This window comes from Gilliamella sp. B3783 (assembly GCF_026536125.1).
In the GTDB taxonomy this organism is placed as follows: Bacteria; Pseudomonadota; Gammaproteobacteria; order Enterobacterales; family Orbaceae; genus Gilliamella.
In genome coordinates, this window is record NZ_JAFNOU010000007.1 from 94536 (window position 1) to 120219 (window position 25684).

26 protein-coding genes are annotated in these 25684 nt (G+C 35.5%); 14 read left to right on the top strand and 12 right to left on the bottom strand.

Annotated features, from left to right (window positions below; all coding sequences use genetic code 11):
• Window positions 1-79 precede the first annotated feature (79 nt).
• The 4 genes from J3U59_RS08340 to putP are packed head-to-tail and all read right to left on the bottom strand — an operon-like array spanning window position 80 to window position 4262.
• A complete protein-coding gene (locus tag J3U59_RS08340; RefSeq protein ID WP_267333901.1) occupies window positions 80-514 on the bottom strand; it encodes a helix-turn-helix domain-containing protein in 435 nt (144 codons plus the stop codon).
• Window positions 515-572: 58 nt separating this feature from the next.
• On the bottom strand, window positions 573-1439 hold the full coding sequence (pdxY, locus tag J3U59_RS08345; RefSeq protein WP_267333902.1) for a pyridoxal kinase PdxY: 867 nt from the start codon (window positions 1437-1439) through the stop codon (window positions 573-575).
• Window positions 1440-1443: 4 nt separating this feature from the next.
• Complete coding sequence (gene tyrS, locus J3U59_RS08350; protein WP_218056882.1) at window positions 1444-2715, bottom strand: tyrosine--tRNA ligase; 1272 nt, start codon at window positions 2713-2715, stop codon at window positions 1444-1446.
• 53 nt (window positions 2716-2768) lie between these two features.
• Window positions 2769-4262: a sodium/proline symporter PutP gene (putP, locus tag J3U59_RS08355; protein ID WP_416379599.1), complete on the bottom strand. Its 1494-nt coding sequence runs from the start codon at window positions 4260-4262 to the stop codon at window positions 2769-2771.
• Window positions 4263-4517: 255 nt separating this feature from the next.
• Here putP and nth point away from each other — a divergent pair, with 255 nt between their 5' ends.
• Together nth and smrB are read left to right on the top strand one after the other, a co-directional pair.
• Complete coding sequence (nth, locus tag J3U59_RS08360) at window positions 4518-5156, top strand: endonuclease III (protein ID WP_065634495.1); 639 nt, start codon at window positions 4518-4520, stop codon at window positions 5154-5156.
• 6 nt (window positions 5157-5162) lie between these two features.
• Window positions 5163-5693: an endonuclease SmrB gene (gene smrB / locus J3U59_RS08365; protein WP_267333904.1), complete on the top strand. Its 531-nt coding sequence runs from the start codon at window positions 5163-5165 to the stop codon at window positions 5691-5693.
• A gap of 642 nt (window positions 5694-6335) precedes the next feature.
• Here the strand turns inward: smrB and cgtA are convergent.
• From cgtA to rplU, 4 genes are all read right to left on the bottom strand, one after another.
• On the bottom strand, window positions 6336-7502 hold the full coding sequence (gene cgtA, locus J3U59_RS08370) for an Obg family GTPase CgtA (protein WP_267333905.1): 1167 nt from the start codon (window positions 7500-7502) through the stop codon (window positions 6336-6338).
• Window positions 7499-8467 carry a DMT family transporter gene (locus tag J3U59_RS08375; protein WP_267333906.1) on the bottom strand — a complete coding sequence of 323 codons (969 nt, stop codon included), beginning with the start codon at window positions 8465-8467 and terminating at the stop codon, window positions 7499-7501. The genes cgtA and J3U59_RS08375 overlap by 4 nt, the downstream gene beginning before the upstream one ends.
• Before the next feature lie 87 nt (window positions 8468-8554).
• The gene (gene rpmA / locus J3U59_RS08380) at window positions 8555-8815 is read right to left on the bottom strand and encodes a 50S ribosomal protein L27 (RefSeq protein ID WP_034915250.1); all 261 of its coding nucleotides are present in this window, start codon (window positions 8813-8815) and stop codon (window positions 8555-8557) included.
• A gap of 15 nt (window positions 8816-8830) precedes the next feature.
• Window positions 8831-9139, bottom strand: coding sequence for a 50S ribosomal protein L21 (gene rplU / locus J3U59_RS08385; RefSeq protein ID WP_025314436.1), 309 nt, complete (start codon window positions 9137-9139; stop codon window positions 8831-8833).
• A 738-nt stretch (window positions 9140-9877) separates the two neighbouring features.
• On the opposite strand from rplU, the gene J3U59_RS08390 reads away from it, so the two are divergent.
• The 4 genes from J3U59_RS08390 to J3U59_RS08405 all read left to right on the top strand — a co-directional run bounded on the left by J3U59_RS08390 (window position 9878) and on the right by J3U59_RS08405 (window position 14080).
• Window positions 9878-10900 carry a DUF4272 domain-containing protein gene (locus tag J3U59_RS08390; protein WP_267333907.1) on the top strand — a complete coding sequence of 341 codons (1023 nt, stop codon included), beginning with the start codon at window positions 9878-9880 and terminating at the stop codon, window positions 10898-10900.
• A 307-nt stretch (window positions 10901-11207) separates the two neighbouring features.
• Entirely contained in the window at window positions 11208-11705 is a 498-nt protein-coding gene (locus J3U59_RS08395; RefSeq protein WP_267333908.1) for a MarR family winged helix-turn-helix transcriptional regulator, read from the top strand.
• Window positions 11706-11780: 75 nt separating this feature from the next.
• Entirely contained in the window at window positions 11781-12899 is a 1119-nt protein-coding gene (locus J3U59_RS08400) for an HlyD family secretion protein (protein ID WP_065634490.1), read from the top strand.
• A complete protein-coding gene (locus J3U59_RS08405; RefSeq protein ID WP_267333909.1) occupies window positions 12899-14080 on the top strand; it encodes an ABC transporter permease in 1182 nt (393 codons plus the stop codon). Before J3U59_RS08400 ends, J3U59_RS08405 begins: the two co-directional genes overlap by 1 nt.
• A 208-nt stretch (window positions 14081-14288) precedes the next feature.
• On the opposite strand, the gene J3U59_RS08410 is transcribed toward J3U59_RS08405, so the two are convergent.
• A complete protein-coding gene (locus J3U59_RS08410) occupies window positions 14289-14714 on the bottom strand; it encodes a lipoprotein (RefSeq protein WP_267333910.1) in 426 nt (141 codons plus the stop codon).
• Window positions 14715-15514: 800 nt separating this feature from the next.
• On the opposite strand from J3U59_RS08410, the gene agaR reads away from it, so the two are divergent.
• The 8 genes from agaR to agp all read left to right on the top strand — a co-directional run bounded on the left by agaR (window position 15515) and on the right by agp (window position 22690).
• Complete coding sequence (agaR, locus tag J3U59_RS08415; RefSeq protein WP_416379600.1) at window positions 15515-16285, top strand: transcriptional repressor AgaR; 771 nt, start codon at window positions 15515-15517, stop codon at window positions 16283-16285.
• 50 nt (window positions 16286-16335) lie between these two features.
• Window positions 16336-17502: an SIS domain-containing protein gene (locus tag J3U59_RS08420; protein WP_267333912.1), complete on the top strand. Its 1167-nt coding sequence runs from the start codon at window positions 16336-16338 to the stop codon at window positions 17500-17502.
• Between the two features lie 42 nt (window positions 17503-17544).
• Complete coding sequence (gene agaV, locus J3U59_RS08425) at window positions 17545-18033, top strand: PTS N-acetylgalactosamine transporter subunit IIB (protein WP_267333913.1); 489 nt, start codon at window positions 17545-17547, stop codon at window positions 18031-18033.
• A gap of 16 nt (window positions 18034-18049) precedes the next feature.
• Window positions 18050-18826: a PTS N-acetylgalactosamine transporter subunit IIC gene (agaW, locus tag J3U59_RS08430; RefSeq protein ID WP_065634485.1), complete on the top strand. Its 777-nt coding sequence runs from the start codon at window positions 18050-18052 to the stop codon at window positions 18824-18826.
• Window positions 18816-19712: a PTS system mannose/fructose/sorbose family transporter subunit IID gene (locus J3U59_RS08435; RefSeq protein WP_267333914.1), complete on the top strand. Its 897-nt coding sequence runs from the start codon at window positions 18816-18818 to the stop codon at window positions 19710-19712. The genes agaW and J3U59_RS08435 overlap by 11 nt, the downstream gene beginning before the upstream one ends.
• 10 nt (window positions 19713-19722) lie before the next feature.
• A complete protein-coding gene (gene agaF, locus J3U59_RS08440) occupies window positions 19723-20160 on the top strand; it encodes a PTS galactosamine/N-acetylgalactosamine transporter subunit IIA (RefSeq protein ID WP_267333915.1) in 438 nt (145 codons plus the stop codon).
• Window positions 20150-21310: an N-acetylglucosamine-6-phosphate deacetylase gene (gene nagA / locus J3U59_RS08445; protein ID WP_267333916.1), complete on the top strand. Its 1161-nt coding sequence runs from the start codon at window positions 20150-20152 to the stop codon at window positions 21308-21310. Before agaF ends, nagA begins: the two co-directional genes overlap by 11 nt.
• 120 nt (window positions 21311-21430) lie before the next feature.
• Complete coding sequence (agp, locus tag J3U59_RS08450; protein ID WP_267333917.1) at window positions 21431-22690, top strand: bifunctional glucose-1-phosphatase/inositol phosphatase; 1260 nt, start codon at window positions 21431-21433, stop codon at window positions 22688-22690.
• A gap of 72 nt (window positions 22691-22762) precedes the next feature.
• Here agp and J3U59_RS08455 read toward each other — a convergent pair whose 3' ends face one another.
• The 3 genes from J3U59_RS08455 to J3U59_RS08465 all read right to left on the bottom strand — a co-directional run bounded on the left by J3U59_RS08455 (window position 22763) and on the right by J3U59_RS08465 (window position 25652).
• Complete coding sequence (locus tag J3U59_RS08455; RefSeq protein ID WP_267333918.1) at window positions 22763-23422, bottom strand: HAD-IA family hydrolase; 660 nt, start codon at window positions 23420-23422, stop codon at window positions 22763-22765.
• 327 nt (window positions 23423-23749) lie between these two features.
• Window positions 23750-24694, bottom strand: a complete 945-nt coding sequence (locus tag J3U59_RS08460) for a hexose kinase (RefSeq protein ID WP_267333919.1) — start codon at window positions 24692-24694, stop codon at window positions 23750-23752.
• 184 nt (window positions 24695-24878) lie between these two features.
• The gene (locus tag J3U59_RS08465; protein WP_267333920.1) at window positions 24879-25652 is read right to left on the bottom strand and encodes a DeoR/GlpR family DNA-binding transcription regulator; all 774 of its coding nucleotides are present in this window, start codon (window positions 25650-25652) and stop codon (window positions 24879-24881) included.
• Between the last annotated feature and the right edge of the window lie 32 nt (window positions 25653-25684).

The window sequence follows — 25684 nt, forward strand, 5'->3', positions numbered from 1 at the left end:
CTAATTATATTACAAAATAACTAGCCAGTAATCTTAACAAGATTTAAAGCAAAAGTCTGTATGAGAATAACAAAATTTGCTAACTATTAACATGGTTAGACGTCGAGGGAGAAATATAATGGCTAACTTCAACAAAATTACTTTTATTTGCTTTATTAACACAATATAGAGTGATACCTAATGCACATAAAATGACAAAAATAATCATAAACCAGAGTCCTTTTCCGCGTTTACGCTTATAATTACAGGAGTAATTACTCTTTGGTTGTGAAAGATATTGCTGAGATAGCTGATCAATATAAGGTTGATACTCTTGAGCGGATAAACCAACAAGCTCAGCATAAGAACGAATATACCCTTTAACAAATACGAGGGGGGTTGTAATTATTTGTCCGGTTTCAATATCTTCAATAATCGTTTTGCGGACATGGATTTTATTGGCGATATCATCTTGAGTTAACCCCATTTTTTCCCTTAAATCTGAAAGTTTTTCTCCTAATGATATAGTATCCATTATCCCCTCATTTATTTTGTTAAACGCAATTTAGTTTTATTTTCACATATTTTAATAATTAATCAATTTTTTTTGCACGAAACCAATGAGTTGGTTTTTCAATTTCATTTTGTGCTGCAACTAATTGTAATTCATATTCGTGTTGTTTTAAAGTTTCAAGCATCACTGCATATACCGCAGCAGTGGTATGTTCTAATGCCTCAACAAGCGATTTTCCAAGTAATATATTCGCCAAAAATAATCCACTTGTCATATCACCAACACCAACCGGTTGTTTAACACCAAAATCAACTAATGGACGGCTTATATGCCAAGCTTCATGTTGTGTAACTAGTAACATTTCAAAATTATCTTTGTTATAGCCTGCTCGGCTTAAATGTTTGACTAAAATAACTTTAGGACCTTTATTACAAATTTTTCGGCAAGCAATAACTGCTTCATCAACATTACTAATGTGTTGTTTATCATTTAGCTCTTCTAATTCGAGAATGTTAGGCGCCATCATATCAGCAACAGATAAAGCGGTATTACATAAAAACTCAGCAACACCAGGCGCAACAACACAACCTTTTTCAGGATGTCCCATTACAGGATCGCAAAAATAAATCGCATTTGGGTTGACCGTTTTGACCTTTTTAACAACCTCAATAATTGCATTGCCCTGTTCTGGCGAACCCATATATCCACTTAAAACTGCATCACACCGCTTTAACTCATGAATTTGATTAATTCCATCAACAATTTCAGTTAAGTGCGATGCTGGCATTACCGTTCCAGTCCATTGTTGATATTGTGTATGATTAGAAAATTGTACGGTATTTAAAGGCCATACATTTACACCAATACGACGCATAGGAAATACAGCCGCACTATTACCAGCATGACCAAATACCACATGTGACTGGATCGATAAAATATTTTTCACTCGATTATCCCCAAATTAACAAACAGTAATATTTTTTACCACGACGCAGTAAAGTATAACGATTAAACAGTTTATCGCTATCAGTAAAACGGTAATCAATTGTTGAGTTACGTTCTCCATTTACCGAAATGGCATTTGATTCTATCATGGTTCTGGCCTGACCTCGAGAAGGTGCAAACTGTGCATTAACGATTGCTTGTTGTAAATCAGCATCACTTTCAATTGATAGTGTTGGCATACCATCTTGCGCTAACTGTTCAAAATCAGCTTGCGATAAATCACTTAATTTTCCTGAAAAAAGACTTTCGGTAATACGTTTCGCGGCAATTAGCCCCTCTTCACCATGCACTAATCGAGTCACTTCTTCTGCCAATACATATTGAGCCCTTGGTGCAACGCCACTATTTTTGTCTTCTTCTTCCAGTGCATCAATTTCACTTAATGGCATGAAAGTGAAGAATTTTAAGAAGCGATATACATCAGCATCAGCCGTATTAATCCAAAATTGATAGAATTTATATGGACTAGTCTTTTTCGGATCAAGCCAAACAGCACCACTTTCTGTTTTACCAAATTTAGTTCCGTCAGATTTTGTGATTAATGGCACAGTTAAGCCATATACCTGTTTTTGATGTAAACGGCGGGTTAAATCAATACCTGCGGTAATATTTCCCCATTGATCTGAACCACCAATTTGTAATACGACACTGTGAGATTTATTTAAGCACGCAAAATCATAAGATTGTAATAGACTATAAGAAAACTCAGTAAATGAAATGCCTTGCTCATCGCGGTCAATACGTTGCTTCACTGATTCTTTATTAATCATAGCATTGACTGAAAAATACTTACCAACATCACGTAAAAAAGTGAGCACATTCATACCACTAAACCAATCATAGTTGTTGGCAACAATGGCGGCATTTTCACCACAATTAAAATCTAAAAATGGTGATACTTGTTGTTTAATTTTTTCACTCCATTCAACAACTGTTTCTTCTGTATTGAGTTTACGTTCAACGGCTTTAAAACTCGGGTCACCAATTAAACCCGTTGCGCCACCGACCAAAGCTATCGGTTTATGGCCAGCTAATTGAAAGCGTTTTAAACAAAGTAAAGGAACTAAATGACCAAGATGCAAACTATCGGCAGTAGGATCAAAACCACAATAAAGCGCAATGGGATGTTGTTCTATGAGTTCTACCAGTGCTTTTTCATCAGTAAGCTGAGCAATCAGTCCACGCTCTTGCAGTTGTTTGATCACATTTTTTGTCATGATATTTACCTATTATATTTTGTTACGTTTAGAGTTTACTTTAAATAAAAATTTTATTCTGCTTTATTATGAAAACGTTTATACGCCTGTTTAAAATGGTCTGCCACAACTTCGTTAGGTCTGTTATCGCATAAACTAACAATCACAATGGCAATAGATGCAAATAAAAATCCAGGAATAAGTGAGTAAAGGTTAAACCAATTAAAATTGATCCAAAGCAACACGGTTATTGCACCAATCACCATTCCCGCTAATGCACCATTACGTGTCATTCTTGACCAAAATACAGAAAAAACAATAATTGGTCCAAAAGCTGCGCCAAATCCTGCCCAAGCATGACTAACTAAATCAAGTACACTGTTATTAGGGTTTATTGCTAATAAAATAGCGATAACCGAAACCAATAGCACCATAATACGCCCCACCCAAACAAGTTCGCGCTGTTTAGCGTTTGGTCTTAAAAAGGCACGGTAAAAATCTTCGGTTAAAGCACTTGAGCAAACAAGTAGCTGACAACTTAACGTGCTCATTACTGCAGCTAAGATTGCAGCAAGTAAAATACCAGCAATCCAAGGATTAAACAGTAATTTTGATAGCTCAATAAAAATACGTTCATGCTTACCATTATTAATTAAGTAAGCTAAATCTGGGTTATTAGCAAAATAGGCGATTCCAAAAAAACCAACCGTAATGGCACCGACTAAACATAAAATCATCCATGTCATACTAATTCGACGAGCATTTTTCATTACCTCATGTGAATCAGCAGCCATAAACCTTGCTAAAATATGCGGTTGACCAAAATAACCTAATCCCCATCCTAATAAAGAGATAATAGAGATAAAGTCCATATGGGCAAAGATATTTATATAATCGGGATTAAGTGATTCAATATGAACAATAGCATCATTAAAACCACCTGCATTAGCTATAACCATAATTGGGGTTAAAATCAGGGCAAACATCATTAAACTAGCTTGAATCGTATCAGTCCAGCTCACCGCTAAAAAACCCCCAATAAAAGTATAGGCAATAGTCGCACCAGCGCCAGCTAACATTGCCCAACCATAGCTCATACCAAATGTACTTTCGAATAATTTTGCGCCAGCAACGACACCAGAAGCACAATAAATGGTAAAAAAGATCAGAATAATTACTGCCGAAATAATACGAAGTAAAGAGCTCTTATCATCAAATCGTCGAGCAAAATAGTCTGGTAATGTTAAAGAATTATGGTTAATTTCGGTAAAAACACGTAACCTGCCAGCAATGAGTAACCAATTTAGATAAGCACCGATTATCAAACCAATAGCAATCCAACTCTGAGATATACCGAATAAAAAAACGGCACCGGGAAGCCCCATTAACAACCAGCCACTCATATCAGAAGCACCGGCTGAAAGTGCTGTCACAACACTACCGATACGACGCCCACCGAGAATATAATCACCAAAGTTTTGCGTTGCACGAAACGCAAAAAAACCGATCGCAATCATCCCTAAAATGTACACACTAAAGGTGACAATCATTGGTAACGACATTTTTATAAAAAACCTTGTATTATGAAATTGAAATAGTGGGGTAGCTTATCATAAAAAGACGATGCTAAAAAGCAGGCTATTTAGGTATTTGAATCAATAAAAAATCAATAGCAAACCGTTATAAACATTATACTATTGGCTAATAGTCATATAGTATTGCTTATATTTATTTTAAATAACGCAATTTAACTTACCGATAAAGTCCAAATAAAGTATATAATATTAACCCAACATTCCACTATTTTTGATTATAATTAGTTTGTGAAACAATCAACTCGAATTCAGATTCTAGAAAGACTGAAAGAACATATTAAAGATCCTACAACAGAACTAGTATATCAAACACCCTTTGAATTACTTATTGCTGTTGTATTATCTGCTCAAGCAACTGACGTTAGTGTTAATAAAGCAACCAAACCGCTATTTGCTGTTGCTAACACGGCCGAGCAAATATTAGCACTGGGTGTTGATAAGTTGAAAAGTTATATCCGCACCATCGGTTTATATAATAGTAAAGCCGAAAATATCATTAAAACTTGCCAGATATTAGTCAATAAATATCAAGGTCAAGTGCCAGAAAATTTTGATTCATTAATTGAACTGCCAGGAGTTGGCAGGAAAACCGCTAATGTAGTACTTAACACAGCTTTTGGTTGGCCTACAATTGCTGTTGATACCCATATTTTTCGTGTATGTAACCGGACTGGTTTTGCACCCGGTAAAAACGTAGAGCAAGTCGAAGAAAAACTGTTAAAAGTTGTACCTAAAGCGTACAAACTAAACTGCCATCACTGGCTGATTTTACATGGTCGATATACTTGTATTGCTAGAAAACCAAGATGTGGCTCTTGTGTTATTGAAGATTTATGTGAATTTAAAGAAAAAATCTACCCTGAGTGATAATCAATGACAAATAAATATACATTGGATGACGAAGATATAAACTTATTTAAAAGTAGTATTGGTCATACTAAACAATTAAAACAAGATACTGTCATTCATCAACCGCAAAAACGGTCACAAAAAATAATGGAAACACAAAAACTTCAACATGAAAAAGGTCATGCTGAGTTCTATTTTTCAGACACCTATCAACCACTATTACAAGATGACCCAATTCGTTATATACGAGAAAATGCCGATCCATTTGAACTTAAGAAATTACGACGAGGTTTTTACGATCCCGAATTTTTTTTAGATTTGCATGGTTTAACCCAACAAGAGGCAAAAAAGGAAATAGCAGCCCTTATCGCAGCCTGCTTAAAAGAAGGGGCACACTGCGCTTGTATTATGTATGGTCATGGTAAGAATATTTTAAAAAAACAAACACCAATGTGGTTAGCCCAGCATCCGCATATAATCTGTTTTCATCAAGCCCCCAAAGAATTTGGCGGCAGCGCAGCATTATTGATTTTATTTGATATAATTAATCAATAGATATTGCTAATTCTATCCCAACAATTATTTGAATTGAGCATAATGATTGTATATCATTGATTCAACGCTATTTTTATAAAACTAATAAAACTCATACCCTAAAAAGTCTATAGCCTTGGGTCTAATTAAAAATAGCATTATTTATTATTACATTAAATTTTTTGATCTCTATTTAACGATGTCACAACATTTATGCATGATATTTCTAAATAGTGTATTAGAATTTAATACGTTATTTTAAAATTTGGCTTTGTTGGTTAATGGAATAAATGCAATAGCGCACAATAATAAGTGGCTTATTAATTATACAAAAAACGGATTTAGCTTAGTGATAAATGAAAAAAGCCAGCTTAGTTAGTGCTAGGCTGGCAAACATTGGAAGCAATGTGAGCAATGTCATACTTTTTCAGAAGTCTTGCGACGCTCTAACAAAGTACAAATTAATGATAATAATTCTCATTACTAAAATCAAGCATTATTTTTGACTTTTTTCAAAAAAAGGGTAAAAAAACTTTCAAACTCAATGGTTTTTAATTTTGACAATGAAGAATATTTAGAAAAAACAGTTAAAAAAGCAGAGCATAACCCTGCTTTTTTGTAAGAGATTAAATTTTGTAAAGAATAAAAAATGCATATCAACATCTATTTTTGGTAAATAAATTCGATGCCTTCCTCATCACTTTCATCCCAGTCGTCAAAATCATCATCGTCATCAAAAGCATCGTCCATAGCTTGTTGATGATAATCATCCCACATAAATTCAACTTTTTCTGGTGAGTTTTCTTCTTGTTCAATTTCTCGTGGGTGAGCATTCATATATTCCATCAGATCCCAACACAAAGACTTTACACCTTCATGATTGACCGCTGAAATCAAATAATATTTATCATCCCAATTAAGTGCCTTCGCGATTTCGGCGGCTCGTTTAGCGCTTTCTTCTTCACCTAATACGTCCATTTTATTAAACACTAACCAGCGTGGTTTACTGGCGAGTTTTTCACTATATTGATGGAGTTCTTGAATGATCACTTTTGCATTTTCAACAGGATCAGTACCATCAATCGGTGCAATATCAACTAAATGGACTAATACCCGGCATCGTTCAAGATGTTTTAAAAAGCGAATTCCAAGCCCTGCCCCTTCAGCAGCACCTTCAATCAACCCAGGTATATCAGCAACCACAAAGCTTTGTTCGTTATCCATTCTAACCACACCTAAACTCGGTACTAATGTTGTAAAAGGATAATCTGCAACTTTAGGTTTAGCTGCCGATACTGAACGAATAAACGTTGATTTACCAGCATTAGGTAAACCAAGCATTCCCACATCAGCAAGTAATAATAACTCTAATAAAACATCTCGCTTTTCACCCGGCGTACCATCAGTTTTCTGCCTTGGCGCGCGGTTAACTGACGATTTGAAACGAGCATTTCCCAAGCCATGAAAGCCACCTTTGGCAACTAAGACTTTTTGTTGATGATGAGTTAAATCACCAATGATTTCACCAGTATATTTATCGGTAATACGTGTTCCAACAGGCACTTTAACGGTAATATCTTTACCACGTTTACCCGTACAATCAGAACCTTGCCCATTTTGTCCGCGCTCTGCGCGATAATTTTTTTCAAACTGAAAATCAACCAAGGTGTTCAAGTTTTCATCGGCAACAAAAAACACATCACCACCATCACCACCATCACCACCATCTGGACCACCTTTAGGTATATACTTTTCCCGACGAAAACCTACACAACCATTGCCACCATCTCCGGCTTCAACTCGAATTGTAGCTTCATCAACAAATTTCATAAATTTTCCTCTTTTTTTCGGTTAATCAGCAAACCTTTTCTTGGTTGCCAAATATGGTGTCCAATTGTTGCAAACATCGCCCCTGCAACAACCGATATTGCGCCAATATAACCTAAAATATTTAAATATTGCATGGCAAACTTTTCTGGCCAAATTAATGCAAATAAATCAGAGAAGATCAATGAAAACAACGGTGTGAGTGTTGTTATAGCACTAACTTGAGCAGCCTGCCAACGCTCCATAGCCATCACTAATGCGCCATAAGCGATAATAGTATTTAAACCACAAAAAATAATGGCAAATAATTGTGTTGCATCAGCATGAGCAATTTTACTTGGCGAAGCAAGTGGCCATAAAAATACAGTACAAATTAGATAAATTAACCAAAGTAATTGTTCTGCGCGCAATTTACGTAATAATACCTTTTGCGCAAGAGCATAACTGGCCCACGAAACAGATGCAAGCAAGCCCAGCCAAACACCAATACCATAAGTAGACATATTAGAAAAAAGGTCAGCAATATTTTTATTAAAAAATAGTACTAAACCAGTTAACAATACCAAAATACCAATAATTTGGGTTGGTCTTAATCTTTCTTTAAAGATAAAAGCACTTGCTATCATAAATATCACAATACCGGTTTGGCCAACAACTTGCGCAGTTGTCGCCGACAGATATTGAACAGCGCTAGCAAATAACGCAAAATTACCGAGCAAACCAAACCCAGCAATCATTAATAAGATAAAACGGCGACGTTTTTTAAACATAATTAAATTAGGAAATTGCTTTTTATAAGCAAGCCATATCGTAATTCCAATCGCAGACATCCCTAGCCGAGACCACGCTAAAGTCAATGGATCAACAACGGCTAATGCATATTTCATTGCAATTGGCACTATGCCCCACATAACTGCCGTTAACATGGCTAATGCAAAACCTAATTTTACATTTTGCTGTTTTATCATAATAGATAATATTATATAAAATTTAAGAAATGAAAAAAGCCCCACAATAACTGTGAGGCTTCTATAATTTTTTTAAACCGTTTCTAATTAGCTGTTAGCAACGACACTAACATACCGACGGTTTTTAGGACCTTTAACTTCGAACTTTACTTGTCCGTCAATTAAAGCAAATAAGGTATGGTCACGACCACAACCTACATTAGTACCTGGGTGAAATTGCGTTCCACGCTGACGAACTAAAATATTACCAGCAAGAACTTCTTGACTACCATAACGTTTAACACCTAAACGTTTACTTTGGGAATCACGACCGTTACGTGATGAACCACCAGCCTTCTTATGTGCCATTGTTCGATACTCCTATTAAGCGATTGCAGTGATCTTCACATCAGTGAACCACTGACGGTGACCTTGTTGTTTACGATAGTGTTTACGACGACGGAATTTAACAATTTTTACCTTGTCACCACGACCGTGTTCAACAATTTCTGCTTTAATTGTTGCACCTTCAACAAACGGAGCACCAACTTTGATGTCTTCACCATTTGCTACCATTAAAACTTTATCGAAAACAACTTCTGCGCCGGTTTCGACTTCAATTTTTTCCAAGCGAACGACTTGTCCTTCGCTAACTCGGTGTTGCTTGCCACCACTTTGGAAAACTGCGTACATACTTAACTCCGCAATAAAAAGCAGACGATTACTTGATTTAAAATATATGTCTGCATTGATTAATCTTATAGGGCGTGAATTTTACGCAAAATTTATCCTTGTTGCAAGCTCTGATTTCTAAAAGATCGCAAAAAGTTACAAAAAAGATCAGAGGCATACACTTTTCAACTTAGAATAACGATAAATGATTATTTCTTTTACGATATTTATTATCAAATACTATTGAGTCTTAACGCGGTAAAAATAAAGCTACGCTGTCATATATCAATTATAACCGCTCTTGGTTTTCAAGTGAAATAGCTTAGTTTCACTTTTTTACTTACTCTAATCAGATAACAAGAATATGCAGTATATTTACCAATAAGCTTAATCCTTGATTAATTAAACTGAAAAGCCATCAAATTTTAACCACAATGACATTAAATAAAATACCGTATCATCAATTAGATGATATCAAGATATTCGTTATTAAATTGTCAGTAAAATACGTAAAAAGTAGACATCAAAGGTCTCTAACAAAACTAAATTTTAAAGTCAGAAAAATAATAGCAGGTTGTTTATATTGTAAACAGTAAATTCAATAAAAAAGCCAAGTATGACTTAACCTCGTTGCATAAATAAAATGTTCCCTTTTATTAATTAATATAAACTAATTAATTAGTTGATAAAAAACTTATTTTTATTATGATAAATTTTATACTTCTATATACATGAAATTTAAGATAAGGTCAGTTTAAAATGTCTACATTAATTACTGCTTACTCAACCCTCACCAATCCACCTGCTATTGATTTTCCGTGTAAACTACTTAATCAACTAAGCTTAGAATCATCTGAACTTCCCGATCACCTTGATGATTTTATCGGTTTTGTTATGAACGCAGGAGACGGAGAAATGAATTCTCGTCGTTATGCTTTATATCGTCATATACAAAGAGTACGACATCTGTTTAGTATTGAAATTGACGAAGATAAATTTGATCAGTTCGCCGATTGGGGCTGGCGAGCTAACGTAATTATTTATCTATATGACAATACTATTCGTAACCCTGACGGCGATGTGTTGCAAGATCCTTATGGTAAGTTTGATAAAAATGCCACCATGCCTTATCCTTTAGATGCAAAACAACGTAAAGCAAAAACAGAACAATATTTAAAAGAACTTGGTATAAACGTTCCCACCAGTTTACCGCCTGTCGTTGCTGAATCTGAAGTAGTATTAAGATCGCCTGACGAGATAGCCCATCGAGCTTTAGCTTTGATGATATGTTGCATTCAAGCAGAAGGCTTTTATGAAAACGACCCCATCGATCCTGATGAGTTTAAACAGCGTTGCCCGATCGGTTATGCTGCTCTATCCGATAATGAACGAGCGTTTATCCACAGTAAGCAACCAGAACAAAAAGATGTAATCAATAAGTCTTGGCGATATGAAGCTTTATTAGCTTTACAATGGGCAATTGAGTGGCAATCTCAGTTACCTTTTGCAGATACTGTATGTGATTCATCTGATTTAGTTAATCAAGCAATGAACTATAACCAACAACCAAATCAGTCTGTCAATTTAAGACCAGTGAGTGAAATATTGGATGCTTTAGACTTACATTATCGTTTACATTGGTTAACAAGAGAATACGGGCGTGAGGATAAGGCGCTTCCTGCATCAATTAACGGCGGTGTGATTTACGAACGCCATTACGCATTAAACTGGCTAACCAATTTTGAAAATGCTGATTGGGATGATGTGGATACGCCAACTTGATTTATAAGTGCTATTTAAAACCATAAACCCTCTGAACAAATAGAGGGAATTGCCATCAATCGATACACAAACGAACACAATAATTTAGATTTTAACTGCAAGATGTTTTACTTAAAATCCACATAATCCTAACTAAAGGATTATGTTAAGTGAAGTAAGCACATACTTGTGGTGAGATCTTATCCGTAAAATCTAATTATTTAACAAAACTTGCTAATATTTGACACTAAAAAGCGTGTAAAAAATTAATTGATAATTGTAGTGAAATTTGTATAATTAGCCGACTAAATAAATTGAGTAATGATAATTGAATTACAATTCAAGAATGCTACCATCTCGTGAAACTTTAGCACGAGCGCAAAGATTTAATGATGATGTTGTTGACGTTTCGGGTGTGGATCTAGTATTAAGCTTGATCACCACAGCAGATTTAATTCGAGCAAATATTTATGCACAGTTAACCAAAGATTATGGTGTATCTGAAGGCAAGTTTGCTTTATTAATGTCGCTCTATTCTGAAGGCGAAACTAATGCCAGCGATTTAGCATTGCGAATAGGCGTAACACCGGCAACCGTTTCAATTATGGTCAAGCGAATGCTTGCAGCATCAAGCCCTTTAATATCAATGAGCAAAAGTGGAGAAGATGGCCGTACACGTCTGATCGCTTTAACTGATGCTGGCATTAAACTTATTCATAACGCATTACCCAATCATCTCAAAGCTATCCGGGCTTTTGCTCAAGTTTTAGATAGCCAAGAACAAGAATCTTTAATACAGATGTTACGTAAATTATTACGAAAATAAACGACTTTATTACCTTAAAGTCATATTACTTTATCTTAATACTTAGCTGACTAAATAAATGGAAAATAAGCTATAATGAATATGCCAAAAAATATTAAAATCCCCGTTATATTTTTACTACTGCTTTTATTAGGATCAACATTAATTTATTTTGGTTCTCGAAACGACGCTGTATCGGTTGCCAAAAGCATTAAATCAGGTGTACTCACTGCTGATGAAATTAATGTCGCTTTCCAAAATGTTAGTGGTAAATTGTTAAAACGTACCGTCCAAGAATCACAACATGTGAAAAAAGGTGATGTTTTAATGGTACTGGAAGATACCGATACACAGCTTGCTATTGATCAACTTAAAGCAGTAATAGCAGGTCAAGAAGCGGCAATTAATCAAGAACAGGCCGCAATAAAAATTGCTGAAGATGAAACTAATCTATCAGAAGTATCAACGTGGCGAAATATTGAATCAACACAAGCCAATATTGATGCGGCAATTTCAGCAAGAGATTTTGCAAATACAGAATATGATCGCCACACCCAACTTCGTAAAACGGGTGGTGCATCACAATCGCAATTAGATAGTACGCGTAATACTTATATTTCAACTAAGATGAGTGTTATCCAATTACAAAGTCAATTAGCTACATTAATGGTCGGTGCAACACCAGATCAAATAAAACAATTTGCTCAAACTAAAAATGCTACCGGCATGACTTTACAATCGATTATTAATGCGCGTCATAATATTGAAAATCGTCAAAATCAATTAGCACAATTGCGTGCACAATTAGCACAATCACAAGCAGAATTAAAACAACTTGAGATCAATTATCAACGATTAACCCTTACCGCGCCAGAAGATGGAAAAGTCTTAAAACTCATGTATGAAGAAGGGGAATTAGTTCCTACTGGCGCACCAGCAGTGCTGTTAGAAACTGATCGTCAATATGTTGATATTTATGTCAATGAAAAGATGGTTAACGATTTCCAACCAGGTACTAGCGTAAGTGCTAATGTAATTGCGCTTGATAAAACAGTTAAAGGCAAGGTTAGATTTGCGACTGCAGCGCCGTCTTTTGCTGATTTACGCATGACTCGAGAAAGAGGACAAGCCGACTTAACATCTTATCAAGTTAGAATTTATGTTGATCCTATCCCACACTTATTAACGGGTATGACATTAGAGGTCGATCGATAATGCAAAACATGATTAAATCTATGCTTGAAGAGCTTGATGCTATGCTGTCCGGTCACTTTATACCTTATTATAAAGTAGCGATCGGTTTAGCGGCAATTGTTGCACTCATTTTTTCGCTCGTTCTTAGTCATGGAGCCGTGTTTGAAGGTAAAATTGCGGTAATTGATCTTGATGGTTCTAAATATTCTACTGAATTAATTAGTAAAGTGAACACTTCACCTTATATCCAAGTTGCTGAAGTGATAAGATCACCGGTTAATCCGATTACCCTAGTGTCACACGATCGTAATTTGGGGGTGTTATATATTCCTAAAGGCTTAGAAAAAAGTTTAAAAAAAGGTGATCAGACCGTTCGTTTAGGTTATTTTGCCGATGACACCAATGACGCGCAAAATGCGAAAGTGTTACAAAGTCTGAATGAATATATACCTGAATCAGGTGCGGAGCTAAGTGTTAGTCGTGTTTCTGCGTTAGGATTAGGTCGTGAAGGCACCGAGGCAGCATTATCACCAATGCAAATCAAAACACGGTATATGTTTAACCCAGCAAGTTCTTCGACCATATCGACCATTATTTATTTTGTCTACTTTTTTTCTTCTTTAACTTATGGTTTAACATCGTTAATGATCATAGGTCGCCTAAAAGTAACAGGCATGTGGCAAACGGTGTTAGAACGAGGTTTTATGCCATTATTGGCAAGAACAATACCTTATGCACTATTTTATACAACAGGGCTAACCTTGATTACGGCTATATTAGTAATATTTGGACAATTACGCTTTGATGGTAATTATTTTGCTTTTGTACCGAGTATTTTTATGACAGGACTTGCTTTTGGCTGGTTAGGTTTATTGCTATCTTGGAACACCAACAACCCAGGTGAAGGAGCTAGTCGTATGATCTTTTTGGTACCACCTGGGTTTATCATGGGGGGATCAACCATGGCCGTAGGTATCATGCCAATATGGGCTTATTATATCAGTCATGCCTTTCCTTTAGTGTGGCTTTTTCGCTTTTTCCGAGATTTTGCCATGCGAGGACGTTCATTAATTGATATGTTAGCAACATATGGCATGTTTATTATCTATCTGACCATTATTGCTTTTGTCGTCATGATGGTGATTAATCATGTTAGAAAGAAAACAGGTATTGAAAATGTAAACCAGATAAAAGATTATTAGTTAAAATACACTAAAATTTTATACTGAAACGCATTTATTTTCTTAACGTTTTTACAAAATTGGGTACTGTTTATTCTATGTGATTTAGATATTGTTAATTTTGGTGATAACGTGTTAACCCAAAGGGGGATGATCTGTCCCCCGCTTAAATCTCAATTCAAATACGACAATAATAACATGCTTTTTGTACTATATTCTGGTCAACAGATTAATATATAGTCGTTGGCAAGATATCTGTATTGCCATTTTGATCTATAAACAAACGGAACACTTTTTTTTCACCATTGTTAAGGGTAAATTCACGTTCACGACGAGGTGCATTGAAACTACACAATCCCTTTCCTTGTATTGATGCGCCAACTAAAATGTTTCCACTAGGTGCATACAATGAAACATACTCTTTTGTTTGTAGCTTTGCTGCCTCGTTACCATTAATGAATACATTAATATAACAGCCACTACCGACAAAGCCTTTATCTCTTATTAATACCAAATTGGCATAATTATCGACTCTATTGTCAAATCCTAAAATTCTCTCTTTTGGGGTATACTTAGCTTCACTCAATAAAGTCGGAGTAGTTGAGCAACCAGCAAGAAAGGTGACAATTAACAATGCAATAATTACTTTTTTCATCTTCTTTCCTAAATCACCTATTTTTCGTAATGTCATGTGATTTAATTGATAAAATTCAAACATAATCGCTTCAATAAAACGGTCAATGAACCAATTGCATCAAAAACGAGAAAATTGCAAAATAAGTTTCTGACAGAAATTTTAAGGAACTTTATGTGTTTAAGTATAAAAATATTTAGTACTACTCTCTAATTCGGGATAACACATAAAGGAGGATTAAAAACAACTTTGTCCTTGATGTTGCGTTAGAATGTTAGGGTATTTTGCAGCACATATCCCTATTTAAAATTATGACTAAAACGATAAAAACCTAAACATCAAGTGCTTACAATTTGAAATCAAAAAAATCCCTTATAGATATAAAAAAATAAAGTCACCGCATTATCCTTTTAACCCAGATACAATATTTGTAATAACTAAATAGTTTTACATAAACCATCCACAATCTAAATAACCACAAATACACGCTTTTTAAAAACATTCATATTTATATGAAAAGATAAAACTTGTGATCAAGATCACTTTGCTAATCGAAATCGACTATTTTGTAAATTGGTCAAATTGTTTTCTTTTACTTCTTATCAAGAATTACCTAACAGACTAAATTTACTGATAATATTCTATTTTTTGTTTTCTCCTATTTCCCCACTTCTTTCGTTTAATTTAAAAAAGAAAGCAATATTTACCGTTATTTTCATAAAAGCATTTTGTGACTTATCTATCATTTTCATTGTCTTTCGTGTGTTTAAATTTAATAACTCAATGAAAGTAATGTGAATGAACGTGTTATGAATGATGAAATGATGACCACACTACAACGCCGAGAAAAAATAATTCATTTACTTGATAACCAAAATACAGTTTCGGTTAATAAGTTGAGTAAATTATTTAAAGTATCAACAGTGACTATTCGTAATGATTTACGTCATTTAGAAGATAAAGGCTGCGTATTACGCTGTTATGGTGGTGCTATATTAAATAAGGCCTTTGCCTTTGATAAACCATTGTTAGATAAAAGCCGCATCAATTCAAACATAAAAAATAAAATAGCCCAAAAAGCTGCTGAGCTAGTGCAAGATGGCGATCGTATTATCCTTGATTCTGGCTCGACAACAGCAGCAATGGTGCCATATTTATATAAAAAACAAAACTTAATTGTTTTTACCAACGCTATCAATATTGCTTACGACTTATCAACCAATACCGATATTGATGTGATTATTGCTGGTGGCAATATTAGAAAAAAAGCCTACTCGATTTCAGGCCCTACTGTTGAAGAGCAACTAAAAATGTTTCACTTCAATAAGCTCTTTTTAGGCGTTGATGGATTTGACTTAAATGCTGGGATCACAACACCTAATTTTGCTGAAGCTGTTGTTAATCGAATCATGTGTCAAGTATCAAGCGACATTATTGCTATTACTGATTCGACCAAATTTGGACGTAAAAGTTTTTGTCTGATCGAAAAGATCAATTGTATTAATACGCTAATTACTGATTCAAAAATTCCAAAAGACTACTTAACGCAATTACATACATTAGGCATCAATGTCGTTATTGCAGATTCATAAACGACTTTATTTTTATCAAAACAAATTAATTACTAAACAGGGTTCTTATTATGCAACAATACTTTAATTATTCACTAGATTGGTTAACACAACGTAATGCACAACATACCGCTAAAGAAATTTGGCAACAACCACAAATTTGGCGCGAAGTTCTTGAACTAATCCAGCAAAAACAACCTGAACTACAACAATTTTTGCAACCTATACTGACTGATGCCAATTCAGATATCATTTTAACTGGCGCTGGTTCATCTGCTTTTGGTGGTGTTGCACTTGCTCCTTGGCTTCGTGAGCATACCCACCGCAACTTTTTTGCCTATGGCACAACCGAAATTGTCGCAGATCCACTACAATACCTACGTCCTAATAAAAAAACCTTAATCATATCCTTTGCGCGTTCAGGAAACAGTCCTGAAAGTGTGGCAACAGTTCAACTTGCTGACCAATTAGTGGCAGATTGTTATCACCTTTTTATAACTTGTAATCCGAATAGTGCTTTAACCCAATATGCAGCTAACGCCAACAATAGCAAACGAATTTTTGAGCTCATTATGCCAGAAGGTACCAATGATTTAAGCTTTGCTATGACATCGAGTATTAGCAGCATGATGCTAGCAACATTACTAATTTTTGGTCATTTTGATAACCAAACAACTCTCAATGCTGTTAATAAAATTGCTGATATAGCAGAGCAAAAATTGATAAGCTGGCAAGATATTACTAAACAATTAGCAGCAAAATCACATCAACGAGTGATCTATGTGGGTAGTAGCTGTTTTACCGGACTTGCTCAAGAATCAGCATTAAAAATTTTAGAACTAACTGCCGGCAAAATAGCCAGCCGTTTTGACTCAATACTAGGGCTTCGCCATGGTCCTAAATTTATGGTAGATAAACAAAGTCTAGTTATTTGTTTATGTTCGAATGATGCCTATATACACAAATATGATAACGATTTATTTAATGAGTTAGTTCACGATCATATCGCTACCGATGTTCTAGCCCTTAGTGGCAAAAACAATAACACCCCAAATGTCTTATCGATTGATAGTGATCTGGCTGATTGTTGGCTACTCTTCCCTTATCTTGTTTTTGCCCAAATGCTCGCTTTTGAAAAATCATTAAGCTGTGGCTTAACGCCCGACAATCCATGTCCTACCGGTGAAGTAAATAGGGTTGTAAAAGGTGTGACTATTTATCCATTTAATCGAGTCTAAACGGTAATTATTTTATATCAAACCACTAAGGAGGGAATCAGTATGGGGACGCCAAATATTCTAATGACACGCATAGATAATCGTTTAGTCCATGGTCAAGTCGGAGTCACTTGGGTAAATGCACTTGGTGCTAATTTATTATTAGTTGCCAATGACAGTGCTGCACAAGATCCAGTCCAACAAAACCTTATGGATATGGTCATCGCTGAAGGTATTCAAACCCGTTATTTTACTTTGCAAAAAACGATCGACATCATCGGCAAAGCCGCCGATCGTCAAAAAATTTTTATTGTTTGTAAAACACCACAAGATGTTCTTACGCTAGTAAAAGGTGGCGTACCTATCAAATTTGTCAATGTCGGTAATATGCATTTTTCAGAAGGGAAAAAACAGATACATAAAACGGTATCGGTTGACGAAAGTGATATTGCCGCATTTAAAGAACTTCACCAATTGGGTGTCACTTGCGAAATTCGCCGAGTGCCCGATGAGTCCGGTGAAAAAATTTCAGATTTACTCAACTTTTGTTAATAACAGGGAGCACTATATGTTAATCGATGCGTTATTAATTGGGCTATTAGCAGGTATTGCTGGCGTTGATCTGTTTGATGGACTCACGCATTTACATAGACCGGTTGTTATTGGTCCTTTGGTCGGTCTAATTTTGGGCGATGTCACAACAGGTTTATATGTTGGCGGTTCATTGGAATTGGTCTGGATGGGGATGGTACCGTTAGCCGGTGCACAACCACCAAATGTGGTCATTGGTGGTGTAATTGGTACCACATTTGCCGTTTTAACTCATGCCGATCCTAAAGTAGCGATTGGAATTGCCGTACCTTTTGCTATTGCAGTGCAAGGTTGCATTACTATTTTATTTACTATCTACTCACCAATGATGCATAAATGCGACAAATTTGTCGATCAACTCAACTTCAAAGGTATTGAATGGGTCAACTACTTAGGAATGATTATATTATTTTGTTTCTATTTTATTGTCGCATTTTTACCTATCTATTTTGGTGCAGATGCAGCTACTGAGTTAGTCAAAAAATCACCACAATGGTTACTTGATGGGTTAAGTATTGCCGGTGGTATGATGCCTGCAATTGGCTTTGCCATGTTAATGAAAATTATGATGAAAAAAACTTATATCGCTTATTTTATTCTCGGTTTTCTTGGCGTGACATTTCTAAAATTACCTATTTTGGCAATTGCATTAGGCGCACTTGCCATTGCAATGATCGATTTCTTTAATTATAGCCGTGATAACAATCAAAGTAACAAGCCAGCCGGCTCAATGGAGGTGGAAGATGGGATTTAATAACGATAGTGAAAGCCAAATGGCACAAAAAGCAGAAAAGCGTATGGAACAAGCGTTAGCTACCAGCAAAGTATCGACCGATACCTACAGTGATCAAAGCCAAAATATCACATTAACTAAGAGTGATATCAATCGTATGGCATTTCGATCACTTGCATTACAAGCTTCATTCAATTATGAACGTATGCAAGCGGGCGGTTGGCTATTTACAATTTTACCTGCATTACGAAAAATTCATCAAAATAAAGATGATTTAAAAAATTCAATGCATATGCATATGGAATTTATTAATGTCCACCCTTTTGATGCGACATTCTTGTCTGGACTGGTATTAGCCATGGAAAAAGGCAAAGAAAATATTTCAACCATCCGAGCAGTTAAAGTTGCATTAATGGGGCCTTTAGGCGGTATAGGTGACGCATTATTCTGGCTGACATTATTACCTATTTGTGCAGGAATTGGGGCATCATTGGCATTAGAAGGTAGCTTATTTGGACCAATTATCTTTCTATTAATGTTTAACGTGGTACACTTTGGATTACGTTTTGGCCTTGCTCACTACGGTTATCGGGCTGGTATCAGCACTTTACCATTATTAAAAACGCACACTAAACGTATTTCGCATGCTGCATCAATAGTTGGCATGACCGTTATTGGTGCTTTAGTTGCTTCGTATGTACATTTAGCCACACCACTAGAAATTAATGCAGGACAGGCACATATTGCACTACAAACCGATGTACTGGATAAATTAATGCCTAATCTATTACCGTTAGGCTTTACATTAATGGTTTATTCACTCATGAAACGTAACTTTTCACCGGTTAAATTAATTGGTTTAACTGTAGTAATTGGTGTTTTAGGTAAATTAGTTGGTTTTTTATAAAGGACAAATTATGATAGGTGTGATATTAACCGGTCACGGTAGCTTTGCTACCGGCCTTTTTCAGGCTGCAACACAAATTATTGGCGAGCAAATACAATTTAGCGCAGTTGATTTTCCTGATGGGATGAGTAGTGAACAACTTGAACAACAGCTCAAAGCATCATTAAAATCAAACGATACCGGTGAAGGCGTCATTTTTTTGACCGACATTGTTGGTGGATCTCCTTTTAAACTATCGGCTACGCTTAGCTTCGAATTTGAGAAAATCGAGGTGATTAGTGGTATTAATATGCCGCTATTATTAGAAATATTGTTACAACGCGATGAATTGGATTTGCAAACCTTACGTTTAAAAATTGTTGAAAATGCCGATAAAAGTATTAGTAGTTTATGGCATGAACAACAAAAAAAATCAACTTATGAGAAGGAATGTTCAGATGGCATCTAAGCAAATTCATGCAAAACAAGTTTTAACACCTATTGGTTGGTTAGAAAATGCCATTATCACTATTGAAAAAGATAGAATCACCAATATTGAGCTTAGTGATAAAACGAGTATCAATGAGATTAAGGTATTACCAGCACTAATTGATACCCATATTCATGGCGTAATGGGTGCAGATACGATGGATGCAACGCATACCGCTCTTGATACCATGAGTCGTTTTCTAGCACAGCGTGGTGTAGGTGCTTTTTTGGCAACAACAGTAACGGAAAGTCATGAAAAAATTGAAGCGGCTTTAATACAAGTAAAAAATAGTATTAAACAAGGGGTATCTGGTGCAACCTTACTTGGGTCATATCTAGAAGGACCTTTTTTTACCGCAACACACAAAGGTGCACACCCACAAGAACTACTACATGCCCCCAATCAATTACTCATTGAAAAATGGTTAAAACTTGCAGAAGGGACATTAAAGTGCATCGCTTTAGCGCCTGAATATCCTGAATCGATAGCGATAATCAAATGGCTATCTAGCCAAAAAATACGTGTCATGCTAGGACATACTGATGCAGACTATTCAACTACTAAAGCGGCACTGTTGGCCGGCGCAAGTGGCGTAGTACATTGTTATAATGGGATGTCAGGTTTACAGCATCGTAATCCCGGTGTTGTTGGCGCAGCACTCAGTATTGACAATTGCCAAGCAGAAATCATTGTTGATGGCCACCATGTTCATCCTGCAGCTGTTGCGATTGCTCACAAATGTTGTGGTAAAAATTTATTACTCATCACTGATGCTATGCGAGCAACCGGTATGCCTAATGGAGATTATCAATTAGGCAAATTAGTCGTACATATGCAAGATAATGTTGTACGCACCGATGAAGGAAGTCTTGCTGGAAGTGTATTAACGCTGGATCGTGCTGTTAACAATTTTGCTAAATTTACAGATATTTGTTTTGAACAAGCATGGCTACATGCTAGCTATTACCCAGCAAAAGCATTAGGTATTGATGAAGATTTAGGTAGTATTTCCATCAATAAATTAGCTAATTTAGTCTTACTTAATAAGCGAAATGAACTAGTTGCAACTATTGTTAATGGTAAAGTGGTATATAAATCAAAAGAATATGATGATCATTATTTTTGCTAAATGCTGAACAAAGCATAATTATGATCACTAAACCACGCCTAAAGAATATTTTTATGCTATAACCAAAAGAGTATAACAATGTTATAACTCACGTTTTTAAATGACATAAAAGGAGGTCATATGAAACAAATCCTATTTAAAGGAATATTAGGTTTAACAGCATTGTTGTCATTTTCAACATATGCAACAGATACGCTAGATGATTATACTTTAGAACAAGTGGTCGTATTTAGCCGTCATGGTTTACGTGCACCATTAGCAAGTCCAACAAGCACACTAGGGAAAGTCACGCCAAACCAATGGCCACAATGGGATACACCAGCGAGTTATTTGACCATACGCGGCGGTGTGTTAGAAACATATTTTGGTCACTATTTTAGCCAATGGCTTGTGGATAATAAATTATTAAATGCCGATAGTTGCCCAACTGAAAAAGATGTTTACATTTATACCAACAGCCTTCAACGAACAATTGCGACCGGACAATATTTTGCGGTTGGTGCTTTTCCTGGCTGCATAGTGCCTATTATTCATAAAGAAAAACTCGGTACGATGGATCCACTGTTTTTCCCTGTTATTCGAGATGATAGTCCTGAATTTAAACAAGCTGCGATTAATTCAATTAATCAAAATGCAGATTCTAATGGTATTGACGGGTTAAATAAAAAGCTAAATAAAGCCTATCGAGACATGGCTAATGTCATCAATTATCCAAAATCAAAAGATTGTTTAAACAACAAGCAATGTGACTTTATTGCTTTACCAACACAATTGATCATCGAAAAAGGTAAAGAACCTGGTATTACTGGACCACTACGAACAGGAACATCTATTGCCGATGCCTTTATATTACAATACTATGAAGGCGTACCTTTAGCAAAAGTAGCTTGGGGCAAAATAAAAAATGAGCAGCAATTTAAACAGCTTGTTGCCATTAAAGAAGATTATAATAAGGTTCTGTTTGGCTCACCTGTTGTGGCAAAACACGTCGCTGCAAATTTAGTTAATTACATTAATCAAGCATTCACTGAAAATGACTCAACTATAAAGTTTACTTTTTTAGTAGGGCATGACTCCAATGTAGCTTCTTTATTTTCAACAATGCAGATTCAACCTTATAACTTACCAAACCAGTTTGAAACAACACCTATTGGCGGCAAAGTGGTATTCGAAAAATGGCGAAACAACAGTAGTGGCGAAAAATTTATTAAAATTGAGTATTTTTATCAATCTACAGATCAAATTCGCAACTTATCACCATTGAATCGTGATAATCCACCACAAAAAGTCACCTTAAACATGACAAAATGCCCAACAAATGCAATGGGACTTTGCTCATTCACCACCTTCAAACAAGTGATGGATGATATCAGCAAATAGTGTTATTTATTAATAGTAAGCAAAAACTGTTAACTGCGTTTTATGCTTACTATCCATTATGTTTATCTAAGGTTATTCAGCATTAATTTTTGAAATCACAATATCCGTTGGCATAACTTTTTTAATGATTAATTCATCAAAACTATTAATGTTCAATGCAACGTTTGCCTGAGCACAGTTAAGTAAATTAACACCAATAACTTGGCATTTAGCATTAAAAGCAGATTGTATTCCCGCAATCGAATCCTCAAAAACAATACATTGCTCAGCAAGTAATCCAAGTGCTTTTGCGCCTTGCAAGTAACCGTCCGGAGCAGGTTTAGTCTTTGCTACCATTTCACCCGTGATAAAAACGGGTGGTTTCGCTACGCCAAGCAGGTTGAATCGAGATTCAGCAACTATTTTAGTGCCAGAAGTCACAATGCCCCAAGGTATATTTTGCGATGATAACAATTGTAAAAATTTACTCGCGCCGGGTATTTCACCTATGCCATCTAAGTCTTGTGATTCTAATTGCTCCATCCAGTTAAACTCTTGTTTTATCTCTTCATTAGGTTTATCCGGTAAAAAAAGCTTTATATTGTCAATCGCTTTACGCCCATGAATTGAAGTCAACACATAATCATGATCTAGATGATGACGCTTGGCAAATTTTAACCAACAACGCTCAACTGCTGATAATGAGTTGACTAATGTCCCATCTAAATCAAAAAGAAGTCCTTTAGCTTGCATATTATAATTTTCCTGTACGACTACATTGAATTTACTGTTCTATCGATTTTTGCATTAACTGATTTCCATTTAATGCAAATAACGTCAATCAATCACTTTTGCCATACCTGTATAGAGACTCATTAAACATTCAATCTCAACACAACAATACGCTGCTGATATTGTCACAAGTATCACAACAGGCTGCGACTGCATAGCCACATGAACTCACCGTTGAAATAGTTAACAAGTGATAAATAGTAAAAGTCGTTATCTGCTAACTTTATTATTGTGCTTTTTAGTATTTATTAAGATGAAATAAGTTAAATAGCCCCGCCTTTTCAAGCGTTATTTATCCATTACTTGTTGGACAACAACTTGCTGGAAATAGCCATCATAGTTTTGCATATTGACAAAACCAGTTTGTGACTCCATCGTATTTAACATGCCCATCGTCATAGCTCGTTTAAGCATCACCTCTACCGGTTCATGTTGGTGAATACCAACAGCCAGCCCAGCTAAAGTTACATCTCCAGAACCGACAGGATTAACCACATTAATTTTAGGAATTGTTACTCGATAATATTGTCCATGACAACGAGCAAAGGCGCCATTTTTACCCAATGATACAATGACAAAAGCGATGTTATCCAACAAAGGATGATTAACCGCTGAAATCAGTGAATCAATATTTTGTTCATCAATATTAACTTGTAGAATTTGTTGTAGTTCACTCTTATTGGGTTTTATCAAATATGGTTTATTTTGGGAGATTAACACCTCATGCAGCATGTTGCCAGATGAATCAAGTAAAACGGGAATATTGTTTTTATTCGCTTTTTCAATAAGTTGAGCATAAAAATTAACAGGAAAACCTTGGGGCAACGATCCAGAAATTGTGATTACTTTGGCCTGACTTAATAGTGTTTGATAATGATTGAAAAAATGAATCACATCTTGTTCAGTAAGTATAGGGCCTGATTCAAGAATTTCAGTTTGATTCCCCTCATGTAAAATCGCTATACAATTTCTTGATTCCTGTTTTGTAATATAAAAATCATATTTAATATCATCTTCAGTCAATTTTTTTTGAATATATTCACCCGTAGTGCCACCAACAATACCCGAAGCTAATACATCTATCCCCGAATATTTAATCCCCCGAGTTACATTCAGTCCCTTCCCTCCGGCTGTTTTTCTGACGTCTTTTACTCGATTAATATCATTAATGTTAAATTTTGCCAGTGGATAAGAGATATCCACCGAAGGGTTCATTGTAATGGTTAATATCATGTTTTTTTCCTACACAAATGATGCTCTACTATTGTTTATGAGAAATATTCAACTTACTTAATTTGGTTAATATGATGTAAGAAAAAAGTTTGTAACAGTATTAGTCTTTGCTTAAATTGGATAAGCTGAAATTGATGATTTTTTTATAAACGACATTCCATCGAAATCCCATCATCCTTGTATTTTATACAGCTATAAAACCAACACCTTTTGCTTCAAATTCTTGTTTACATCGACTATTAACATCAACATCTGTAATAATTACATCAAGCTGGCTCATAGGTAACACAACATTGATACCATTACGCCCAAACTTCGATGAATCTAAAACCGCAATCACATGTTTTGCAGCTTTAGCCATAACGCTACTTATAGTATAACCTTCATTAAACGTTGTTATTCCTCTTTCAGCATCAATCCCGTCTGCGCCAACAAACAAAATATCTGCTGAAATGCCGGCTAATGATTGCTCAGCAATTTTTCCATGAAAAGAACGTGTTTTGTGTCTGAGCGTACCTCCACACATAAACAACATGATGTCACTATTGTCTGATAAGATAAATGCTGACGTCAGACTATTGGTAATCACTGTAATATGTTTTAGTTTTACCAGCTCTTCAGCTATTAGCATAGTTGTACTACCGCTATCTAAAATAATTGTATCACCTTCTTTAACATGTTTAACTGCTTCAATTGCAATACGTTTTTTTGCTTCTATAAATCGCTGATAGCGCTCTTCTAATTGCAACTCTTTAAACGATTTCATTTCTCCATTATCAACGATTTTAGTTGCGCCACCATGAAAACGTATTAATACGCCTTGTTTTTCTAGCAATCTGAGATCGGTTCGAATCGTGACTTCTGAAACATCATATTGCTGAGATAAATCACTCACCAATAAAGTACCTTTCATATTAATAAGCGCTAATATCTGTTGTCGTCTTTCACTTGCATTCATATTATTTCCTTTTTCGAAAATTTTTCAGCAGT